This window comes from Streptomyces sp. NPDC047971 (assembly GCF_040653355.1).
Taxonomy (GTDB): Bacteria; Actinomycetota; Actinomycetes; order Streptomycetales; family Streptomycetaceae; genus Streptomyces.
Map to the genome: position 1 here is coordinate 1 of NZ_JBEZNW010000025.1, position 18,638 is coordinate 18,638.

General features: G+C 71.0%; 22 protein-coding genes. 10 read left to right on the forward strand and 12 right to left on the reverse strand.

Features of this window, described 5'->3' with window-relative positions:
- Nucleotides 1–224 precede the first annotated feature (224 nt).
- Nucleotides 225–443 (reverse strand): hypothetical protein, encoded by a 219-nt coding sequence (locus tag AB0D99_RS22665; RefSeq protein ID WP_362364974.1) that lies wholly within the window; start codon nt 441–443, stop codon nt 225–227.
- A gap of 65 nt (nt 444–508) precedes the next feature.
- Between AB0D99_RS22665 and AB0D99_RS22670 the strand changes: the two genes are divergently transcribed.
- The gene (locus AB0D99_RS22670) at nt 509–997 is read left to right on the forward strand and encodes a hypothetical protein (RefSeq protein ID WP_362364977.1); all 489 of its coding nucleotides are present in this window, start codon (nt 509–511) and stop codon (nt 995–997) included.
- 53 nt (nt 998–1,050) lie between these two features.
- Here the strand turns inward: AB0D99_RS22670 and AB0D99_RS22675 are convergent, their stop codons facing one another.
- Nucleotides 1,051–2,904, reverse strand: a complete 1,854-nt coding sequence (locus AB0D99_RS22675) for a peptidoglycan recognition family protein (RefSeq protein WP_362364980.1) — start codon at nt 2,902–2,904, stop codon at nt 1,051–1,053.
- A gap of 430 nt (nt 2,905–3,334) precedes the next feature.
- Between AB0D99_RS22675 and AB0D99_RS22680 the strand changes: the two genes are divergently transcribed.
- The 3 genes from AB0D99_RS22680 (at nt 3,335) to AB0D99_RS22690 (ending at nt 5,834) form a co-directional block, all read left to right on the forward strand.
- Nucleotides 3,335–3,748, forward strand: coding sequence for a hypothetical protein (locus AB0D99_RS22680; RefSeq protein ID WP_362364983.1), 414 nt, complete (start codon nt 3,335–3,337; stop codon nt 3,746–3,748).
- A 124-nt stretch (nt 3,749–3,872) separates the two neighbouring features.
- Nucleotides 3,873–4,529, forward strand: coding sequence for a hypothetical protein (locus AB0D99_RS22685; protein ID WP_362364986.1), 657 nt, complete (start codon nt 3,873–3,875; stop codon nt 4,527–4,529).
- A 516-nt stretch (nt 4,530–5,045) separates the two neighbouring features.
- Nucleotides 5,046–5,834: a class I SAM-dependent methyltransferase gene (locus AB0D99_RS22690; RefSeq protein WP_362364989.1), complete on the forward strand. Its 789-nt coding sequence runs from the start codon at nt 5,046–5,048 to the stop codon at nt 5,832–5,834.
- Between the two features lie 98 nt (nt 5,835–5,932).
- Here AB0D99_RS22690 and AB0D99_RS22695 read toward each other — a convergent pair whose 3' ends face one another.
- Together AB0D99_RS22695 and AB0D99_RS22700 are read right to left on the reverse strand one after the other, a co-directional pair.
- The gene (locus tag AB0D99_RS22695) at nt 5,933–6,517 is read right to left on the reverse strand and encodes a DinB family protein (protein WP_362364992.1); all 585 of its coding nucleotides are present in this window, start codon (nt 6,515–6,517) and stop codon (nt 5,933–5,935) included.
- A 176-nt stretch (nt 6,518–6,693) separates the two neighbouring features.
- Nucleotides 6,694–7,311: a DUF1707 domain-containing protein gene (locus AB0D99_RS22700; RefSeq protein ID WP_362364995.1), complete on the reverse strand. Its 618-nt coding sequence runs from the start codon at nt 7,309–7,311 to the stop codon at nt 6,694–6,696.
- A 325-nt stretch (nt 7,312–7,636) separates the two neighbouring features.
- On the opposite strand from AB0D99_RS22700, the gene AB0D99_RS22705 reads away from it, so the two are divergent.
- A complete protein-coding gene (locus AB0D99_RS22705; protein ID WP_362364998.1) occupies nt 7,637–8,038 on the forward strand; it encodes a hypothetical protein in 402 nt (133 codons plus the stop codon).
- An 85-nt stretch (nt 8,039–8,123) separates the two neighbouring features.
- Here AB0D99_RS22705 and AB0D99_RS22710 read toward each other — a convergent pair whose 3' ends face one another.
- Together AB0D99_RS22710 and AB0D99_RS22715 are read right to left on the reverse strand one after the other, a co-directional pair.
- Entirely contained in the window at nt 8,124–8,819 is a 696-nt protein-coding gene (locus tag AB0D99_RS22710; protein WP_362365001.1) for an HNH endonuclease signature motif containing protein, read from the reverse strand.
- Nucleotides 8,820–8,897: 78 nt separating this feature from the next.
- Nucleotides 8,898–9,863 carry a DNA adenine methylase gene (locus AB0D99_RS22715; protein ID WP_362365004.1) on the reverse strand — a complete coding sequence of 322 codons (966 nt, stop codon included), beginning with the start codon at nt 9,861–9,863 and terminating at the stop codon, nt 8,898–8,900.
- A gap of 341 nt (nt 9,864–10,204) precedes the next feature.
- On the opposite strand from AB0D99_RS22715, the gene AB0D99_RS22720 reads away from it, so the two are divergent.
- Both AB0D99_RS22720 and AB0D99_RS22725 read left to right on the forward strand, forming a co-directional pair.
- Nucleotides 10,205–10,750 carry a DUF4231 domain-containing protein gene (locus AB0D99_RS22720; protein WP_362365007.1) on the forward strand — a complete coding sequence of 182 codons (546 nt, stop codon included), beginning with the start codon at nt 10,205–10,207 and terminating at the stop codon, nt 10,748–10,750.
- Nucleotides 10,750–11,586, forward strand: coding sequence for an MBL fold metallo-hydrolase (locus AB0D99_RS22725; RefSeq protein ID WP_362365010.1), 837 nt, complete (start codon nt 10,750–10,752; stop codon nt 11,584–11,586). The genes AB0D99_RS22720 and AB0D99_RS22725 overlap by 1 nt, the downstream gene beginning before the upstream one ends.
- On the opposite strand, the gene AB0D99_RS22730 is transcribed toward AB0D99_RS22725, so the two are convergent.
- Complete coding sequence (locus AB0D99_RS22730; RefSeq protein ID WP_362365014.1) at nt 11,528–12,286, reverse strand: GntR family transcriptional regulator; 759 nt, start codon at nt 12,284–12,286, stop codon at nt 11,528–11,530. The genes AB0D99_RS22725 and AB0D99_RS22730 overlap by 59 nt on opposite strands.
- A 191-nt stretch (nt 12,287–12,477) precedes the next feature.
- On the opposite strand from AB0D99_RS22730, the gene AB0D99_RS22735 reads away from it, so the two are divergent.
- On the forward strand, nt 12,478–12,702 hold the full coding sequence (locus AB0D99_RS22735) for a hypothetical protein (protein ID WP_362365017.1): 225 nt from the start codon (nt 12,478–12,480) through the stop codon (nt 12,700–12,702).
- 31 nt (nt 12,703–12,733) lie between these two features.
- A complete protein-coding gene (locus AB0D99_RS22740) occupies nt 12,734–12,982 on the forward strand; it encodes a DUF2277 domain-containing protein (protein WP_362365020.1) in 249 nt (82 codons plus the stop codon).
- Here the strand turns inward: AB0D99_RS22740 and AB0D99_RS22745 are convergent.
- The 4 genes from AB0D99_RS22745 to AB0D99_RS22760 all read right to left on the reverse strand — a co-directional run bounded on the left by AB0D99_RS22745 (nt 12,942) and on the right by AB0D99_RS22760 (nt 16,667).
- A complete protein-coding gene (locus AB0D99_RS22745) occupies nt 12,942–13,565 on the reverse strand; it encodes a VTT domain-containing protein (RefSeq protein ID WP_362365271.1) in 624 nt (207 codons plus the stop codon). The two genes, AB0D99_RS22740 and AB0D99_RS22745, sit on opposite strands and share 41 nt — an antisense overlap.
- Nucleotides 13,566–13,657: 92 nt before the next feature.
- A complete protein-coding gene (locus tag AB0D99_RS22750) occupies nt 13,658–14,110 on the reverse strand; it encodes a DoxX family protein (protein ID WP_362365274.1) in 453 nt (150 codons plus the stop codon).
- 182 nt (nt 14,111–14,292) lie between these two features.
- Nucleotides 14,293–15,942, reverse strand: a complete 1,650-nt coding sequence (locus tag AB0D99_RS22755; protein WP_362365023.1) for an alkaline phosphatase D family protein — start codon at nt 15,940–15,942, stop codon at nt 14,293–14,295.
- A gap of 62 nt (nt 15,943–16,004) precedes the next feature.
- A complete protein-coding gene (locus AB0D99_RS22760) occupies nt 16,005–16,667 on the reverse strand; it encodes an HNH endonuclease family protein (RefSeq protein WP_362365026.1) in 663 nt (220 codons plus the stop codon).
- A gap of 187 nt (nt 16,668–16,854) precedes the next feature.
- On the opposite strand from AB0D99_RS22760, the gene AB0D99_RS22765 reads away from it, so the two are divergent.
- Nucleotides 16,855–17,637, forward strand: coding sequence for an ABC transporter permease (locus AB0D99_RS22765; protein ID WP_362365029.1), 783 nt, complete (start codon nt 16,855–16,857; stop codon nt 17,635–17,637).
- 179 nt (nt 17,638–17,816) lie between these two features.
- On the opposite strand, the gene AB0D99_RS22770 is transcribed toward AB0D99_RS22765, so the two are convergent.
- Nucleotides 17,817–18,485 (reverse strand): HAD family hydrolase, encoded by a 669-nt coding sequence (locus AB0D99_RS22770; RefSeq protein WP_362365032.1) that lies wholly within the window; start codon nt 18,483–18,485, stop codon nt 17,817–17,819.
- Nucleotides 18,486–18,638: the final 153 nt, after the last annotated feature.

The window sequence follows — 18,638 nt, forward strand, 5'->3', positions numbered from 1 at the left end:
CCTCACCTGCGCTCATCCCGCCTCACGGAGCCTCATGATCGCCTTACGGTTTCTTACAAAGCAGATGTCGGCGGTTCGAAACCGTCCGCGCCCACCAGCAGGAACCACGACGAAGGCCCAGGTCACCGGTATCGAACCGGGAACCCGGGCCTTGTTCGTTCCTCAGCCGCAGGGGCGGGGGAGGGGCGTTGTGCCAGTTAGGTGTCAGATGTGGCTGGCACGGCTTACGGCGACGGTGCGCCGTTCGAGGTCGACGCCCTGGCGTTGCAGTGCGGCGAGCTCGCCGCAGCGGCGGTCGTGAAGGTCGCCCTCAGGATGAACACCCGAAAGCGCGCCGGTACGGCGACGGCGAGCTGGAAGACCTCGGTGACGCCGAACGGCCGCTCGGCCGTCTCGGCTGGTCCGGAGCCCTTGCCCTCCAGAGCTGTGTGCAGGGAAGCCACTGTGGCATCCGAACCTACGAGCAATCTGCTGGCCAGAACGCCTTGCGCCCTCCACGATGGCCGTCATGGACCGGTTGCAGGACAGTGCGTGGCAGTACGTGGCGGAGATACTCCGACCTGATGATCTCCCGATGCTCGCTGCGTACGCGCTCGTTGACGGGCACGACTCTCCTGCCCTGCGTGAGCTGGCCGGCCTGCCGCGCCGGAGTGATGTGGCCGAGGTCCGCGAGCTGTACGTCCAGGCGCTGAGCGAGCTCGACGTGCCTCTTCCTGACGAGGAGACGGCCGGTCGACGTCTCCTCGTCAGCCTCGCGTTCGGCCTCGTGCAAGGTGAGCTGAGTCCCAAGGAGGTGGGCGACGGCCTCTCGATGACCGTCGCGGCACACACCGAGGAGGAGATGCAGTTCCTCTCCATCGCGGCGGAGTACAGCGAATGGATCGGACCGGACGATTTTCCGGAATGGGAACGCAAGCTACGAGCGGCAGCCCGGTTGTTGGCGGCTTCTACCGACCTCGGTCCCAGTACCCGCGTACCAGCTCTGCGACACGACTGATCCCCTGGCCTCGGCGGCAGTCGCCCGCTCGGGCGGGGTTCGTGCGTCCGGTTTCAGTGGCGGGTTTGTGCGTGGTTCACGGTGGCAAGGCGGCGGCTGTACTGGATCACCTCGTACTTCTGGGCGCCCGTGACCACGACCTCCGGGCGGGTGGGGGTGGCAGGGAAGAAGTCGTCGGCGTCCACCGGGGTGCGAGCGGCCACGTACGCCTGTCCTTGGGGGAACGCGTACATGTCGAACCGCGTCTGTTCCGACGCCGTCACTCCCCGGGGGTACTCGGCGGCGCGCGGGTAGGCCGTCGTGTAGACGGAGACGGACTCCGCCCCGCTCGCCGGACGGACGATCCGTGCGTTCGGGGCCGGGCGGGTGTGGATGCCCGCCGGGTTGTGGATCCATCCCTTCTGTCCGCCGAACCAGATGGCCGTCCAGTCCCCTCGCACGTCGGCGACGACGAACTCCTGGCCCCACATCGCGGTGGCTCCCCAGTCGTCGATGCGGTCGGTTCCCGCCGTTCCGTCCGGATGGAGGGCGCGATCGGATACGAGCGGGGCGTTGTCGCCGGGCGCCGTGCGGACGTAGAGGAAGTTCGAAGGCTGCTTCTGGGTACGGCACTTCGGATCGCACACCGAGACCGTCTGCGGGTTCTTGCCGTAGTCGGGGGCGATCATCACCGCTTGTCCGATCCCGATGCTCTCCCGTCCTGCTCCTCCCTCCGCCCCGTGCTTCCGGGGGGCATCGGCGTCGAGGAGGGCCATGAACCTCTCCCAGTCCCAGTAGGGGCCGGGGTCCCAGTGTGCGTCCGGCGCGCGGGCCGGCCTCGGCGGGAGGACGTTGTCGTGTCCGATGATGTGCTTGCGGTCCAGCGGGACGTCGAAGCGCCGCGCGAGGTAGCCCACCAGCGCGGCAGTCGCCTTGTACTGGGCCGGGGTGAACCAGGTCGGCCCCTGGGCGGCGTACCCCTCCAGCTCGATGCCCACGCCGTGAAGGTTGACCCAGTAGTTCCCGGCGTGGAACGCGATGTCCTTGGTGGCGACCATCTGGGTTGCCCCACTGCCGTCGGCCTTCAGCACGTAGTGCGCGGACACCCCGCTGGCCGGGTCCTGGAACCAGCTGATTCCCGCGTCGTAGGGCCCTTCGATGTCATGGATGACGATGAAGTCGACGTCGATGCCGTCGGAGTTCCGCGTCGCCACCTGGTAGTTCGAGGCGGCAGCGGGAACGAAGCGGCAGTTCAGCTCGGCGGGACACTCCGGCACCGGCGTCGCGGGAAGCGCTCGCAACCCCAGGGAGGCGAGTTGCGACGTCGACGGGCGGACGTCCGGTCTCTTCGACAGCGACACCGTCTGGCCGTCCTCGCGCACCCGCTCTCGACCGGCGCGGATCGCCGTGAACACACCATCGGCGAACCGTCCGGCCGTCGCGGTGTCGGCGGCCTGGCTGTACCGTGCCACGGCCCCGTACCAGGCGCCTGGATCAGGCGAGATCCCACGGGTGATCTGCCGTTGGTACGAGGCGAGGAGGGCGGCGCCCCCTCGGAGGTTCTGCCGTTCGTCCGTCTTGAGCGTCCCGGGTGCGAGGCCGATCATCGCGGCGGCGGCCCGCAGGGTGTGCTCGGAGGGGTCGTCGGTGCCGGTGGCGTCCACCGGCCCTTCGCCCGGGCGGTGGGCGTACGTCTTCCCCGACGTCGTGTCCGTCAGGTGCATCGGACCGTAGCCGCCCTTGGTGCTCGGGCGTCCGTGGTTGCCCTCCCACCAGGAGGACTCGTGGCTGACGCCGAGGAGCACCTCCTTCGGCACGCCGAACTCCGCTGCCGCCCGCTCGGCCGCCCACTCGAAGCCGCCCGGTGTCACGTCGGACGGCCGGGCGTTCCCGGCGGCGGCGCAGCCCCAGGCGAGGGCTACCGCCACTCCCGCCGCTCCGAGACCCCGTCGTGCCCTTCGTCGTCTGGCCACACCACGTCCCGTTTCGCTCTGGCGGTCGGAGTCTGTCTTCGCGGCCGGTCCCACGGCCGCCACAATCCTTCGGGCGGCGGCCTCCTGGTCCGACCGACACGCCCAACACGCGCGGGCCCGTCACCGCACCGGAGCAGTTGACGATCACGCCGGGGTCGGAGACCGCCCGCCCGGTGGCGGCCTGGGCGTCGGATCGGCAGGCCGTCCCGCCCGGCGGAGGGAATCCGCGGTTCCCGCGTGCCTCGTGGCCTTCGACCACGGCTTGAACATGTTCAAACTCCGTGCCAGGGTACGGCGTGGGTTCCTGAGCCCATCGGTCGCGCACGCGACCTGCGGAATCCGCTAGGGGTGGAGTGTGTCGCGTTCCCGTCGTACCAGGCCGATCTTGTTGGCCACGGCCCTTGCTCTCACGGCCTGCGGCAGGTTGTACGACCTGCCGCCGCCCGAGGGCGAACCGGTCGTTCTGAAGCCGGCCGAACTCGCGACCACGTGGACCGATGCCGACGGCGGCACCCTCACGCTGAAGCAGGACGGGACGTTCGTCGCCGACAAGGTGTGCGTCGCCGTCAGCTGGGAGGAGGGCTTGGCCTGGTCCGGCGCAGGCACTTGGAAGCAGGGCTCCAACGAGAAGCAGAGTGTCGTCAGTGTGACCTTCGACGACACCGACCCCGAAACGGGGGAGCGGAAGCCCGACTCGTACGCCGCCCTGCGGAACGGCGAGGTCCTGAAGCTCTGGACCGCCGTTGGCGACCCGGACCACGACTATCCGAACTGCGTGCTGAAGAGACCGGCGAGCTGACCCGGTCGCCCCGCGGCCGGGACTCCCCGGCGTGGCTCGGCCGCAGTGAGACGCATTTGGTGTGATCAGCCCTCATACGCTTGAGTGTGCACGTCAAATCAACAGTGAGTGCAAGGGGTTGACGTTGAGTAAGGCAGCACGGGGGATCGCAGCCGGAGTGGCGCTGATGGCCGTACTGACGGCGTGTGGGGGTTCGGACGACGGTCTGGACGCCTTCCGTGGGGACGGCGACAAGCCCCCGGTCACGCTGACACCGGACATGGTCCGCACCGCCCTCCCCAGCAAGGCGAGCGCCCCGAAGGGCTTCGAAGCCGACGACATCGAGGTCGTGGACGGCGACAAGGCCGTCGAGGCGTGCACCGAATCGACCGAGTCCAACTGCGGCGGGCTGCTCAGCATGGGCGGCACCGACTTCGACACGGACGACAGCGGCCGGAGCGACAGCTCCGAGTACAACGGTGAGGTCGTCTTCGGCATCCTGGCCTTCCAGAGCCCCGGCGATGCCAGTGCCACGTACAAGGCCCTGGTCACCGAGGAGCGCGGCAAGGCCGAGAAGGACGGCAAGAAGGCGAAGCCGGTGGAGATCGACGCCGGCGCAGAGGAGACCGACGCGTTCGAGGACGCCGACGGCGAGACCATGGTCATGATGCGGATCGGCAGCGTCGTCGTGGTGGTGAACGGCGACGGTACTTTCGTGGAGAAGCCGAACTACAACGACTTCGCGAAGCTCCAGATCGACCGGCTGAAGAAGACCGCCGCGGGCACGAACCCCGACGCGTGATCCAACCGGCCTCCGAGTCCGGGCGCCGCTGATCGGTGGCGAGGTCCTGGGCGAACCGCGAACGCGAACCGAGAACCGCGAACCGCGAACCGAGAACCGCGAACCGAGAACCTCGAACCGCGGAACGGCTGGTGAGGGGCGGAGGCGGGAGTGGCGCCGGCGCTTGCCAGAGAGGGGGCGGGCCGCTGGCATCTCCTCGTGAGCCTCGCCCTCCCCCTGCGCCCTCGCTCTCGATCCCGCCCTCGCCTCGCTCTCGGTCCCGCCCTGGCCAGCGCTCTCGGTCCCGCCCTCGGTCTCGTGTGGGGCCGAGGGCGAGCCCCCGGGGGGTGGTCGATCGGATCGGCATGACGGCCGCGTCGTCGAAGAGTTCGGTGAATTCTTCATGTCCGGCCGCGCGTTCTTCACATCCATTCGTCGATCACTCGATCGTCGGCCAGGGCCGTGCTAGCCTCCGAATTGGATCAATTCTGCGATTCATGCCGATCGGTTCCATCCGTATGTGGAGGTTGGCCAGACATGGCGTTAGACGGTAAAGGCGCTTATTCCCCCGGCGATCTGCTTGACAGCGGAAATTACGGGAAACGCTTTTCCGAAGTCTACGACTCGATCTTCCCGCCGCTCCAGACCCTCGAAATCGACTGGCTCGCGCAGCAGGTCCGCGGTCGCACCTCTCCTTCCGTGGTGGAATTCGGAGTCGGTACGGGACGGGTCCTCGTCCCGCTCGCGGAGCGGCTGCGTGACGAGGGTCTGGACGCCTCGCTGGTCGGGGTCGACGCCTCGCAGGAGATGCTGTCGATCCTGGCCGAGCGCGGGTTCCCGACGATCACACCCCGGCTCGGCAACATGCAGCACTACCGGGACGGGCGCCAGTACGACCTCGTCCTCTGTGTCTGCGGCAGCCTGGCGATCCTGACGGATCCGGCGGCGCAGCTGGATGCGATGCGGACGTTCTCCGAACATCTCGCGCCCGGTGGGCTGTTGATCACCGAGACGCACAACCTGCCGTGGGTCCACAGGCTCCAGGAGAACGGCGGCAGCATGTTCATGCCCTACCCCGGTGTCAGGCGCGGCATGGTCATCTTCTCCGAGCTGGAGGGGGAGCAGTGGAGCTGCAAGCAGGTCTGGATCGATGACGAAGACATCCGCGTCCTTCCCGAGCGTGCGCTGCTGATCGGCGAGGAACGACTTCTTGAGCTCGCCGACGCGTCGGGTCTGCGGCGGATCGCCAGCCTGAGCGGCTTGAACGGAGAGCCTTACGGAGAGTCTTCTCCGACCGTCGTCTCGGTGTTCGAGAAGGCGACCTGAGAGGCACCGACGCTTCCTCGGGTCCCGCACCGATCCGCCGGGTCGGCACCCGCGACCGGCGGCCCGCCGCGTGACCATCGTGTCTCGGGAGACAGTCGCTACGTTCTGATGGGTGCGGCCGACCTGGCGGCCTGCTCGACCCTCGCGCGGTGGGCCGCACGGGCTTCCTCGTCGATCTGCATCTCGAGTTCGGCGCGCGATCCGGTCCGGCCGTCGAGGCTCTCGCGCAGGATGTCGGCGTGGCCTGCATGCCGGACGGTCTCGCTGAGGACGTGGACCATAACGGCGAAGAGATTCGTGTTGGGGCGAGGCTCCGGCCACCACGGCACGTGGCCGGGGGCGTCGAGGGGAAGCTCGTCGATCGTCGCGTCCGAGTGTTCCCACGTGCGCCGGTAGAAGCCGACGATCCGGTCCCGGGTCTCGTCCTCGGTCGCCCACAGGTCGCTGCCGTCGTGGTCCTGCCATCGGGACAGCGGTTCGGGGGAGGGACGGTCGAAGACCTCGCCGAAGTACCTGGCCTCGACGGTGGCCAGGTGTTTGACCAGGCCGAGCAGGTTGGTGCCGGTCGCTGTCAGAGGTCGGCGGGCGTCGTATTCGGACAAGCCGTCGAGTTTCCAGAGCAGCGCCTCGCGGTCCCGCCGCAGTCGCCCGTGCAGGTTGTCCTTCGCGAATGCATCGATCATGCGGCATGAGCCTGCCACGGGCTGCTCGCCGTCTCAAGATCACGTACGTGCTCCGCGACGGCCGGCAGGGACCTCGGGGCCGGGGGGCGGCCGGGGCCGGCCGGGGTGCGACAGGCAATGCGTCCGGCCGACCAGCGGGGTGCGCCTCGGCCCCGGCAAGATGCGGAAGAAGTGTCCTAGCCCCGCGTCGGGTTCTTCTCCAGCTTGCGCCGCTCCCGGCGGTTGGGGTGGCGGATGACCACTCCTCCCATGCCGCCGGACCCGGTCAGACGGATCAGCGGAGTTCCCGGAAGCCGGTCGGACGTGGTCTCGTTCTTCAGGCCGCCCACGCCGGGATCCATCCCGCCGGTGTCGGCGGCCCAGCTGTCGGGGATGACCACCGTGACACCTGAGGTCTCCCCGTACGCCTCGACGGTGACCTCCTGGTGCCGGCACTCCACCCGGGTGAAGTCGACCTTCACGCCGCCCACTCCGCCGTGAGCGATCACGTGCGTGGGAACGTCCCACCGCCCGGGGCCCCGGGATGCGCCGTTCAGCCCGCCCTTGAGCAGCAGTGGCGGGAGGCTCGCTGCGGATGCGGGGCTCGGCAGGTCGGCGGTCAGGGTCGCCAACTCCGCCTGGGTCTTCGCCGTCAGCGCCTGCTCCACGCGCGAATCCAGTTCGGCGAAGTCGATGCGCCCCTCGGCCGCCGCGTCGCGCAGACGCTCCACGACGGCTTCCCGGTCGTCGTGGGAGGCGCGGAGCCCTCCCGTGGGAACAGGGCGCGGAAGCGGCTCCGGGGGCTGGGCAGTCATGATCGCAGCGTAACCGCCCGGCGGGTTCCGCCGTCGGGAATTCCCCCAGCGAAGACGGGGCGGTCGCGGCCGCCGACTCGGGGCGCAGACGCCGGTGGCGGCACCTCCCGCCCGAGACCCTGGTGACGCCAACTCCCGCTCCGTGGGCCGGTGGTGCTTCTCTTTCCGCATGTCCCGGTACGGGCGAGGTCTGCCGCTGACGGCACCCCCCCCGCGCTGCCGCGCAGCCGATACGATCCCGTCATGACGTCACATCGGGCGGATGCCGCGTAGAGCCCCGCGCGCGCTGCGGGGCGCGGTGCCCGGCGGGCTGAGTGACGGTGCCGTGAGCACCTTGCTGATCAGCGCGTGCCCCGGGCCGCCGGTCTGTGCGGCCGTGCACACCCATCTCTTCGTCGACGGTCTCGACCTGATCGCGCGCAGCGATGCGGGGATGGCCGGGCTCCAGCCCGGGCGGTTGCTCCGCCCGGGCGGTCCGCTCTATCCGGCGGACATGCCGCGCGCGGTGGATCTGGCGGCACAGGTGCGGCCCGAGCCGGGGCCGCGGGGGCTCACCGTGACCATCCGGCTCCGGGGGAAGACGGTTGTCTGGTCCGACCTGATGTATCCCGGCGGCGACGGCAGGCCGGTCGAGGAGGTCCGCTTCCACCTGGAGCAGTACCTGGGCGAGGTCGAGCGGGCCTACACGGCGGCGCTCGCGCTCACCGTCCCCGCCGGAGGTCGGTGAGCGGCCCTGGTCGTATCGGCCGCTCAGGACGGTCCGCGCGCGTCGGGTCGGAGCCGACGGTGGGGTCGGGCGGTGGATCGGCGCGTCAGGGGGTGCCCAACCGGTGCTTGGCCACGTCCGCGAGCGACGACGCCTCGTGGGTCGCCTGGGCCTTCAGTGATTCGTAGGTCTCGATCTCCGCGCCCTGGAAGATGATCGACAGCCTGCGTTCCTCGCGGGTCGCCACATGGGTGTGGGCGAGGGGGAAGGCCCAGAAGCAGGATCCGCAGACCGACTCGTCCTTGGCCGCGAGGTTCGGGCAGTGCTCGCAGGACCAGGACTTCGAGCGGTTGTCGGAGGCGCACAGCGGCATGTAGTCCTCCAGCCGCAGCTCGGACTTGTCCCCGCCTATGAGGAAGGGGACGCGGTGGTCGGCCTGGAGTTCCCTGTCCTCGAAGTGGCCGTCGCATATTCCGCATCGGTTTCCGAATTCCTTGTTCAGCCTCTCCCTGAACTTTTTCGGAATGCCGACGCGGCCCGCCCTTCCGGTGGTGAATTCCTCGACGAGCGTGTAGCGCCTGATGGTCTTGCCGGTGGAACTCTTCACGTTCGACCTGGCGATGGTCGCTCCCGCGTCCCGCAAGTCCCTGACGGCGCTGGGGGCGTGGTCGTATCCCATGTTCGCCAGTTGCTCCGTGGTCAGCGAGCCGAATTCAAGCAGATGGTCGCGAGCCTTGCGGGCGCGGGCCGACATGGGAAGCGCCGTGATCCATGCAACGAATTCTTCACTGTAGCTCGCCATGGCGAGACTATAGAGCGAAGATGATCATGAGGCCAGGGTGGAAGGGCTGGAGCGGAAGAGGCGGAGCGACCGAGCGAGCTAGACCAGGCTGTCCTGGTGCCACGCCGTCCGGCCCATGCGCCTGTCGAGTTCCCCGGGGCCGCCGAGGCGCCGTACCAACGCGGGGGAGAGGTAGAGGGATTCCACCGTCGTCTTCTTCTTGCCCTGCAGCGTGGCCTGCGAGGACACGCCGGCGACGATGTGCCGGTGGGTCAGGCCGAGGTCGTCCGGCAGCGCGAAGCCGTACTTGTTGTCCTCCGTGACCACGTCGTACGAGACGATGAAGGAGACGTCGTTGTCGACGGCCTTCCGGAGCGTCTCGGCGAAGGTGTCCCGGGTGAGGCCCTTGAGGTAGCGGTGGTCCGGGACGTCGCTGGTCCCCTGGTAAGGGGGGTCCATGTAGACGAGGTCCTCGGGGTTCGCGTTCACGAGGGGGTCCTCGTAGGAACCGGTGACGATCTCGGCCGTCCTCATCAGTCTCGACGAGGCGAGAACGCGCTCCGACATCACCTTCGGGCGGGCGCCCAGCCGCCGGTGGTCGGCTCCCTGGTTGAACGCGCCGGTCTTGCTGTAGCGCACGGCGGCCTTGACGCACCGGCACAGCAGGTAGAGCAGGAGATCCGGCTGTTGCGTCCGGTTGAACTCCTCCCGCGCCTCCAGGTAGTACGAGCGCGGGTCCTCCTGCTGCTCGTGCCACATGCGCGCGTACGAGGCGATGAGCTCGTCCGGCTCGTTCGCGATCATCCGCCACAGGCCCATGAGGGGTGCGTTGACGTCCGAGATGGTCACGTGGTCGGCGAGGCCGTAGTGGCGGGCGGCCATCGAGATCGCCGCCGAGCCCGCGAAGGGTTCGACGAGACGATCGAGTTTCCCGTCGGGGAAGAGCGAAAGGATCTGACCGGCCAGGATCCGCTTGCTTCCCTGGTAGGGAAACGCCTGGGCGACGGTGCGCGGACCCTCGGTCTTCCAGGGGGTGTGCGCGGTGTCCAGGGAGGCCAGGGTCATGGCGGGCAGTCTACCGTCCGGCCTGTCGGCCCCCGCGTGGCCGAGAAGCGCCGACGGGTCCGAGTGCCGACCGGTTCGAGCGCCGACCCGTCCGAGCGTCGACCCGTCCGAGTGCCGACCGGTCCGAGTGCCGAGAAGCCACCGCTCGCCCGCGCCGCGGCCCGGACCGGCTCCCGCGGCCCGAGCCGGCCTCCGAGGTCCGGGCCCGGACCGGCTCCCGCGGCCCGGACCGGCCTCTGCGGTCCGGCCGCCTCCCGCGGTCCGGCCGCCTCCCGCGGTCCGGGGCCTCCTCCCGTGGTGAGGAGTTGACCCTGCGTGTCCGGGGCGGTGTACTCCCGGGTATGGATGACGTGGGGGACGCTCCGGACGCCGGGGTCGAGGGCGGGGCCATGACTCCGCAGGGGTACATCGAGAGCCGGCTCGTGCAGTACCAGGAGTGGTACGACCGCAAGGCCACCAGGATGAAGGCCATGCACCTGCGGATGCGGACCGTCTCCGTGGTCGGGGCGGCGCTCGTGCCCGTCCTGGTCAACCTCGATCTGTCGTTCGCACGGGTGACCGCCACCGGCCTCAGCCTGGTCGTCGTCGCCTCCGTCTCGCTGGAGAGCGTGTACCGGTACCGCGAGCAGTGGAAGAACTACCGGTCGACCGAGCAGCTGCTCGGGCACGAGCGGGTCTACTTCGAGGCCAAGGTCGGGCCCTACCGGAACCTCACGGAGCGGGACTCCTTCAGCACCCTGGTCGCCCGCGTCGAGAAGGCCATCGCCAACGAGAACTCCGCCACCCTCAACGTCATGACCCTCGGCGGGCAGGTGAACGCCGACGTCCAGCAGAACGGAGTGCCGGCGCCGCGCCCCGACGCCGGGGTGCCCGCGGGCGGAAGCTGATGGACGACGAGCTGCGGATCACCGTGCTCGGATCCGCCACGCCGTACCCCAGGCCGGGGAATCCCTGCTCCGGGTATCTGGTCGAGGGCGGCGGCGTCCGCGTGTGGGTGGACGCCGGCAGTGGTTCGCTCGGGGAGCTGCAGCGGTACACCGGGCTCGGTGCCATCGACGCGGTGTGGATCTCCCATCTCCATGCCGATCACTGCTCCGACCTGCTCACGGCCTACTACGCGCTGCTCCACGCCGACATCCGGATCGACTCGCCCGTGCCTCTCTACGGGCCGCCCGGCGTCGCCGACCGGCTCGCGGGGTTCCTGACCAACGGCCCGCGGCGCAGCCCCGTCGAGGACGCCTTCGCCGTCGAGGAGTTGTACGACGGTCATCGGGCCCGTGTCGGCGGTCTCGACCTGTACGCACGCGCCGTCGACCATGGCGGGATTCCTGCCTTCGCACTCCGGATCGAGGACCGGGACGGGCGCAGGATCGCGTACTCCGGTGACTGCGAGCCCTGCCCCGCCGTCACCGAACTCGCCGCCGACTGCGAGCTGTTCGTCTGCGAGGCGGACGGTGAGGGGCCCGGCCACCACTCCGCCGGGCAGGCGGGGGCGACGGCCGCCGCAGCGGGCGTCGGCAGACTGGTCGTGACCCATGTGGGGCCCGGCACGGGACCCGAGCGCGCCGTGGCGGGCGCTCAGCGGGCCTTCGCCGGCGCGGTGGAGTACGCCGCTCCCGGCGCCGTGTTCGCGGTGACGCGGCGGACCGGCGAGCCGGGATCCGTCACGCGTCGAAGTCGTACTCCAGGATGTACGACGCCGAGTCCAGCGTCATCTCGTTGAGCTCGACCGCGACCCCCTTGTCGGTGAAGGCGGTGCGGCCGATCAGGATCACCGGCGTCCCGAACTCCAGCGAGAGGCGGGTGGCTTCGTCCGCCGTGGGCATCCGGCAGCGGATCTCCTCGCGGAAGTGGACCGGCTGATGGCCGAGCTCGGTCAGCCGGGCGTACGTGCCGCCGGGGCCCGTGTCCGGGGCCGTGATCGGGGTGCCCTGGGCAAGGGTGGCCGGCAGGTAGGAGACGGAGAGCAGGACCGGCTTGTCGTCGAGGACGAAGCGGCGGCTGCGGACGCAGACGGGGGAGTCCGGCGGCAGACCCAGCGCGGCGGACACCCGTGCGTCCGCAGCGGCCTCGCCGACCTCGATCTGGTCCACGACCAGCGCGCGGTCCTCGATGTCCGCCGACCAGACCGAGCGGCCCGTGCCCCAGTGGTCCTGGGCCAGCCGGGGGATGCCCCGCCGGCGCAGGGGGCGGAAGGAGCGGACGAAGACCCCGGCGCCCTTGCGGGCCTCGGCCAGGCCCTCGTTGCGGAGGACGGACAGCGCCTGGCGGGCCGTCATCCGGGCCACGTCGTACGTGGTCATCAGATCGTTCTCGCCGGGGAGGCGGTCGCCGGGGGCGAAGGCGCCTGACTGGATGGCGGTTCTCAACTCGTCGGCGATGCGCTGGTACTTGGGCCGACGACCGCTGTCCTGGTCAGTCATGGGTGGACCACTCCCTTCGTTGCGGGACACCCTACGGCGCGCTCGGACGAGCGGATGCACGTGTGTGCGCCGACCCGTGCGGTCGATCCATCCATCGGGGGACATCTCTAGAGATACGTTGACAGGGGGGAGTCATCGCGTTTCTCTGGGTGTATCTCTAGAGATCTGGAGCTCCGGGACGGAGGGGATTCGTGCAGCCACTGCCCGAGGTCGGTGACCTCGTCCGTGACGCCGCCACCGGGCGGGTCGGCTTCTATATGGACAGCGTCGCCGGCCGGCTTCTGATCCGGCCCGTGCACGGCGGCTGCGAGTGGGAGGCCGAACCCGGGGACGTGCAGCTCGCCACGCCCATGCGGGAGCTGAGGGCACGGGCCGCCGAGATCAACGCGCGGAGCAGACGGGGTCTCGGGACCTGACGTTGTCGGTGGGGCGCGTCACACTGGAGGCATGTGCCGCAGCATCAAGACTCTCCGACCGCCCGCCCTGCCCGAAGAGGCCACCGAGGAGGACATCCGCGCCGCCTCCCTGCAGTACGTACGCAAGGTCTCCGGCTTCCACCACCCGGCCGCGCACAACCGCGAGGTGTTCGACCGCGCCGTGGACGAGATCGCCGCCGCGACCGAGCGGCTCCTCGACAACCTGGAGGTGCGCGGGCTCAGGAAGCCGGCGCGGGAGCCGCAGCCGGACGCCGTATGACGTAGGCCGCGAGGGCGCCCGCGAGGAAGAGCGCGAGGATCGACACCCCCACGCCGATCCAGGTCGCGCCGAGCCACAGTCCGCCGAACCAGCCGAGCGCCACGCTGTAGCTCGCCCAGGCGACGCCCGCGAGCGCCGACCACGGCAGGAACTCCGCGATCCGGCGCTTGGCCGCGCCCGCGCCCAGCGAGACCACCGAGCGGCCCGCGGGGGCGAAGCGCGCGATCACCACGAGCAGCCCTCCGCCCCGCGCCAGCGCCACGCCGAGACGTTCCTGCGCGACGGTCAGCCGGCGCGAGCGGGCGATGGCCCGGTCGAGCCGGGGCCCGCCGCGCCAGGCCAGCCGGTACGCGACGAAGTCGCCGAGGACGGAGGCCGTGGCCGCGCAGAGGAGCAGGGGGAGTACGGAGGGGACGTCCGGGGAGGCCGCCGTGGCGGTCGCCGCCGCCGTCGCCGCCGTGATCACGAGGACCCCGCTCGGCAGCACCGGCAGGAAGACGTCGAGAAGCACCGACGTGGCCACCACCGCGTAGATCCACGGGCCCGCGGTCAGTGACCGCAGTGACCCGATGCTGTCGAGCACATTCACAGCGCCAGAGCCTACGCGGGCGCGGTGGCCGAAAACGGGGCAGGGGCCGGAAACCGCACAAGCGGAATCCGGCCCCCGTCCAGGTGTCAGGCCGCGACCGGAGCGCCCTGCTTCTCGCTCCGTACCGCCTCGGCCCCGCGGCCGGCGCCGAAGAGCCGGTCGAGCGCCAGCGCGCCGGGGCCGGTGAAGACGAGCAGGAGGAACGCCCAGCAGAAGAGCGCCGCGGACTCGCCGCTGTTCTGGAGCGGGAAGAGCGCCTCGGGCTGGTGGACCTTGAAGTACGCGTACGCCATCGAGCCGGAGGCGAGGAACGCGGCGCTACGGGTGCCCAGGCCGACGAGGACCAGCGCGCCCGCGACGAGCTGGATGACGGCCGCGTACCAGCCCGGCCACGTGCCGGTGGGCACGGTGCCGCCGCCCATCGCGCCGCCGAGGACACCGAAGAGCGAGGCGGCGCCGTGGCAGGCGAAGAGCAGACCTATGACGATCCGGAACAGGCCGAGCGCGTACGGCTGGACCTGATTCAGACGGGTCGGCAGGTTGTTCATGGGGACGGGACTCCTTCGGTCGGGTCCGCTTCCGGGGAAACGGAACGTGGGGGACGGAACCGATGAGGCCGTCAGGTTAGGCTCACCTCACTAGTGCTTGCAAGTTCAACATTCGGTCATTCGAAGATCTGTGGCCATCGTCACGCGGTCCGCGCGGCGGCCCGGGCCGGGGCTCAACTTCCGCTCAGGGTCCGTTCGTCCACGGTCACCAGGCGTCCGCCCCGACGGGCCTGGGTGAGCGTCAGACGGGCCGAACGGCCGTGCAGGACGAGGGTCATCACCTGGTTGCCGAACCAGGGGCCGCCCGTTCTGCGCCAGCTGACCGGCGCCGGGCCCGCGTGGGCGTGCCGGGCGAGGGCGCGGCCCAGCCGGCGGCCCGGGCCGCTCCAGCCGAAGCGGAAGCCCAGGCGAACCGAGAGTGGGATCGCGTTGTGGAGGGGCGAGCAGGTCAGCTGCGCCACCTTCGCCTCGGGCCCGTCCCCGGGCCACCGGGGCTCCGCGACGTACGCGTGATGGACGTCCCCCGACAGGACGCACACCGTCGCCGGTGCCTGCGGACCGCCGGCCGCTTCCGCCAACAGCCGCGTCAGGGACTCGAAGGACGACGGGAAAGCCGCCCAGTGCTCCAGGTCCGCCCGCTGTCGCAGATTCTCCGCGAACCGCGCCCACCGCCCGTCCGGGCCGCCCCGAACGCCCCGGCACAGTGCCGCGTTCCAGGTCTCCGCGTCATGGATCAGCGGCGGCAGCAGCCAGGGCAGCGAGGTGCCCACGAGGAGGTGGTCGTACGAGCCCCGGTCGGCCAGCGCCTGTTCGCGGACCCAGTCCGCCTCGGCCTCGTCCAGCATCGCCCGGCCGTCCTCCCGCAGGACGCGGGCCGCCCGGGTGTCGACCATCAGCAGCCGGGTGCGGCCGAAGTCGCGGCGGTAGCTCCAGCGCACGCACGCCGGATCGGCGTCGGCCTCGGCCACGAACCGGCGCAGCGCGTCCGTGCCGTCGGGCGAGCCGCACACCTCGGCGTAGAGGGGGTCGGCGGCGAGCTCCGCGGGGGAGAGGTTGCCGAGGTGCTGATAGACCCAGTACGACATCAGCCCGCTCAGCACCCGCTCGCTCCACCAGTGCGTGGCGCGCATCCGGCTCAGCCAGGCGGCGCTGGTGTTCCAGTCGTCGATGACGTCGTGATCGTCGAAGATCATGCAGCTCGGGACGGTGGAGAGGAGCCAGCGGACCTCGGGGTCCTGCCAGGACTCGTCGTAGAGCCGGGTGTACTCCTCGTAGTCGCCGACCTCGTAGCCCGGAGGGTCGCGCGGATCGCGGCGCGCCGCGAGCCAGCGGCGGGTGTCGGCCGAGGTCTCGTCCGCGTACACCTGGTCGCCCAACAGGATCAGCACGTCGGGGCGTTCGGCGTCGGGGTGGGCGGCCAGATGTGTCGCGAGGGTGTCGAGGGCGTCCGGTCCGACCGGGTCGTGGCCTCTCGCGGGCTTCGCCGCCCAGCGGCACGAGCCGAAGGCCACGGAGACCGCGTCCCCGGGGGCCGGGGTGCGGATGACGCTCGGCGGGAAGCGGGAGTCCGGCAGGGGCCAGACCCGGCGGCCGTCCAGCCGTATCTCGTACTCCGTCGTGGTGCCCGGCGTCAGCCCGGTCACCGGGATCACGGCGTAGTGGTGGCCGCCGATCTGGAACGTGCGCGTGCTGCCGCCCGCGCCGGACGCGCAACGCGCCTCCGCCGCGCACGGGCGGTCGGCCTCGATCCATATCGTCGCGGAGTCGCCCGTCACCCCGTCGACGTACCGCAGCAGTGGTCCGATTCTGAGCCCGGCCGCCATGTGATCCCCCTCCGTCGTCCCGCCGTACGGTACGGAACGACGGAGGGGCGCAGGAAGCGTTCTCAGCAGCCGTTCAGGACGGACTGGAGGGCGCTCTTCTCGGCCGAGTCGACGCTCAGGCCCCAGTAGTACTTCGTGTGGACCCAGGCGCGGGCGTAGGTGCAGCGGTACGAGGTGCGCGACGGCAGCCACTCGGCGGGGTCCTGGTCGCCCTTGGCCTGGTTGACGTTGTCCGTCACGGCGATGAGCTGCGGACGGGTCAGGTCGTTGGCGAACTGCTGGCGCTTGGAGGTGGTCCAGGAGTTCGCGCCCGAGCGCCATGCCTCGGCGAGCGGCACCATGTGGTCGATGTCGAGGTCGGAGGCGACGGTCCAGGTCGCGCCGTCGTACTCGGAGAACCAACTGCCGCTGACGGCCGCGCAGCTCGAGTCCTGGACGACGTTCACGCCGTCGCGCTTGAGGACGACCTCGCGGGTGTTGCAGGCGCCGGACTGGGTGATCCAGTGCGGGAAGAGATCGCGGCTGTAGCCGGAGGAGGAACCTTCCGCCTTCACCGTGAGCGAGGCGAGGTAGGTGCGGGCGGTGGCCGCGCTGACCGGCGTGGGCATGGCGGCCTGCGCGGTGGGGGCGGTGGCGAGGAGGCCGGTGACGGAGAGGGCGGCGGTGGCGGCGAGCACGGTCGTGCGGCGGGCTATTCGACGCGCGTAGACGCTTGCGACGAGCATGTGAACTCCCTGGAGGTGGGGGGACCTTGGCCATGCCGTCCCCGAGCGGGTGCCGGGCGGCCAGGTCATGGTTGCGGCGCCAGGTTGCGGGGGAGGGTGCGCCAGGTAACAGAGTGGCGACATGGGCACGTCACATCAAGGGGTATGACGGAACGACAGTTCCGTTTCTCGGCCCTAGGGTTGGCGTGTGCTTCTGGACGTGAACATCACCTTTGCGGTGGTTCTGGCCGTTCTGCTCGCCGTCGCGGCGGGCGTCGTCGCGCTCGCCCGGCTCGGGCGCGCCCGCGACACGCTGGTCGCGGGTGGGCGCGCGGCGGTCCAGCTGATCGCGGTGTCGCTCGTGATCGGCTGGGTGATGCGGGAGCTGCCGCTGCTGCTGGGCTTCCTGCTGCTGATGTACGGGGTGGCCGTGTGGACGGCCGGGCGGCGGGTGGTGCCCTCCCCGGGGCGTGGCTGGTGGTGGGCCGGGGTGCCGATCGCCGCGGGTGTGGTGCCGGTCGTCGGGACGCTGGTGCTCACCGGGCTCGTGCCGGTGCGGGGCGTGGCGCTCATCCCGGTGACCGGCATCCTCATCGGAGGGGCGCTGACGGCGACGGTGCTGGGCGGGCGGCGCGCGCTGGACGAACTGGAGACGCGGCGCGGCGAGGTGGAGGCGGGGCTCGCCCTCGGTCTGGCCGAGCGCGAGGCGCGCCTGGAGGTCGCGCGGCGGGCGGCGTCGGACGCGCTGCTGCCGGGGCTCGACCAGACGCGGACGGTGGGGCTCGTGACGCTGCCGGGCGCGTTCGTGGGGATGCTGTTGGGCGGCGCGTCACCGTGGCAGGCGGGGGCGGTGCAACTGTTCGTGCTGGTGGCGCTGATGCTCGTCCAGGCGGTGGCGGTGGCCGCGGTCCTGGAGCTGGTGGCGCGGGGCGCCCTGGCGCGCGGCCCCGCGACCGACGACGCCTCGGGGCGAAGGCGCTCCCGCGACTGACGGGGCGTCCGGGCGGGGCGCCGCCACGGGACCTCGCGGCGGGCGGGTCCCATGGGTGACGGTGCGTCCGGGCGGGGCGCCGCCGGCGCGTCCCCTGTGGGTCCCGGGGGCCCGGTGGGTGGTGGCGGGGCCCAGGGGTGGCGGCGCGGCCCGTGGTTCCCCCGGGGTGCCGCCGGGCGCTACGCGGAGAACGTCAGGAGGAGGGCGCCGTCGGCCGTACGCTCCACCGTGAGCGTCGTGAGGTCCGTGACGTGGATGTCCGGGGCGAAGGCGGCCGCCCTCGGGCCCACGCCCACCACGCGCATTCCGGCCGCGCGCCCTGCCTGTATGCCGGCCTCCGAGTCCTCGAAGACCACGCAGTCGGCCGGGTCGAAGCCCAGTTCCGCGGCGCCCTTGAGGAAGCCCTCCGGGTCGGGCTTGCTCGCGCCGACCCGCTCTGCGGTGACCCGGGTCTCCGGCATCCGCAGCCCCGCCGCGCCCATCCGGGCCTGGGCGAGAGCCTCGTCCGCCGAGGTCACCAGCGCGTGCGGGAGGCCGTCGATCGCGTCCATGAAGGCCGGGGCGCCCGGGACGGGGACGACGCCGTCGACGTCGGCGGTCTCCTCCGCCAGCATCACCCGGTTGTCCGCGTGGTTCTGCTCCATGGGCCGGTCCGGGAGGAGGACGGCCATCGTCGCGTACCCCTGGCGGCCGTGGACCACCTTGAGCGCCTGCTCCGGGTCGAGGCCGTGGCGGACCGCCCATCGGCGCCAGCAGCGCTCGACGACGGCGTCCGAGTTGACGAGGGTGCCGTCCATGTCGAGCAGGAGGGCGCGGGTCGTGAGCGTTGCCGGGGTGGTGGCGGGCATCGACGGTCTCCAGAGGGGGTGGGAGGAGAACAGAGTGGTCCCGCCCACCGGTCAGGGAGTGCGGGCGGGAGCCACTTTGTTTCTCCACGATACAAAACGCGGAGCCGTCTGCGCCAATCCGTTCCGTATCGCGGACCCCGGGCGGCCGGCCGG

Excerpts from the sequence above, each read along its gene's own strand:
- AB0D99_RS22725 (WP_362365010.1), top strand. The coding sequence starts at position 10,750 with ATGGACGACGAGCTGCGGATCACCGTGCTCGGATCCGCCACGCCGTAC.
- AB0D99_RS22760 (WP_362365026.1), bottom strand. The coding sequence starts at position 16,667 with ATGCTCGTCGCAAGCGTCTACGCGCGTCGAATAGCCCGCCGCACGACC.
- AB0D99_RS22700 (WP_362364995.1), bottom strand. The coding sequence starts at position 7,311 with ATGACTGCCCAGCCCCCGGAGCCGCTTCCGCGCCCTGTTCCCACGGGA.
- AB0D99_RS22695 (WP_362364992.1), bottom strand. The coding sequence starts at position 6,517 with ATGATCGATGCATTCGCGAAGGACAACCTGCACGGGCGACTGCGGCGG.
- AB0D99_RS22755 (WP_362365023.1), bottom strand. The coding sequence starts at position 15,942 with ATGGCGGCCGGGCTCAGAATCGGACCACTGCTGCGGTACGTCGACGGG.
- AB0D99_RS22690 (WP_362364989.1), top strand. The coding sequence starts at position 5,046 with ATGGCGTTAGACGGTAAAGGCGCTTATTCCCCCGGCGATCTGCTTGAC.
- AB0D99_RS22730 (WP_362365014.1), bottom strand. The coding sequence starts at position 12,286 with ATGACTGACCAGGACAGCGGTCGTCGGCCCAAGTACCAGCGCATCGCC.
- AB0D99_RS22720 (WP_362365007.1), top strand. The coding sequence starts at position 10,205 with ATGGATGACGTGGGGGACGCTCCGGACGCCGGGGTCGAGGGCGGGGCC.
- AB0D99_RS22770 (WP_362365032.1), bottom strand. The coding sequence starts at position 18,485 with ATGCCCGCCACCACCCCGGCAACGCTCACGACCCGCGCCCTCCTGCTC.
- AB0D99_RS22710 (WP_362365001.1), bottom strand. The coding sequence starts at position 8,819 with ATGGCGAGCTACAGTGAAGAATTCGTTGCATGGATCACGGCGCTTCCC.
- AB0D99_RS22670 (WP_362364977.1), top strand. The coding sequence starts at position 509 with ATGGACCGGTTGCAGGACAGTGCGTGGCAGTACGTGGCGGAGATACTC.
- AB0D99_RS22740 (WP_362365020.1), top strand. The coding sequence starts at position 12,734 with ATGTGCCGCAGCATCAAGACTCTCCGACCGCCCGCCCTGCCCGAAGAG.
- AB0D99_RS22715 (WP_362365004.1), bottom strand. The coding sequence starts at position 9,863 with ATGACCCTGGCCTCCCTGGACACCGCGCACACCCCCTGGAAGACCGAG.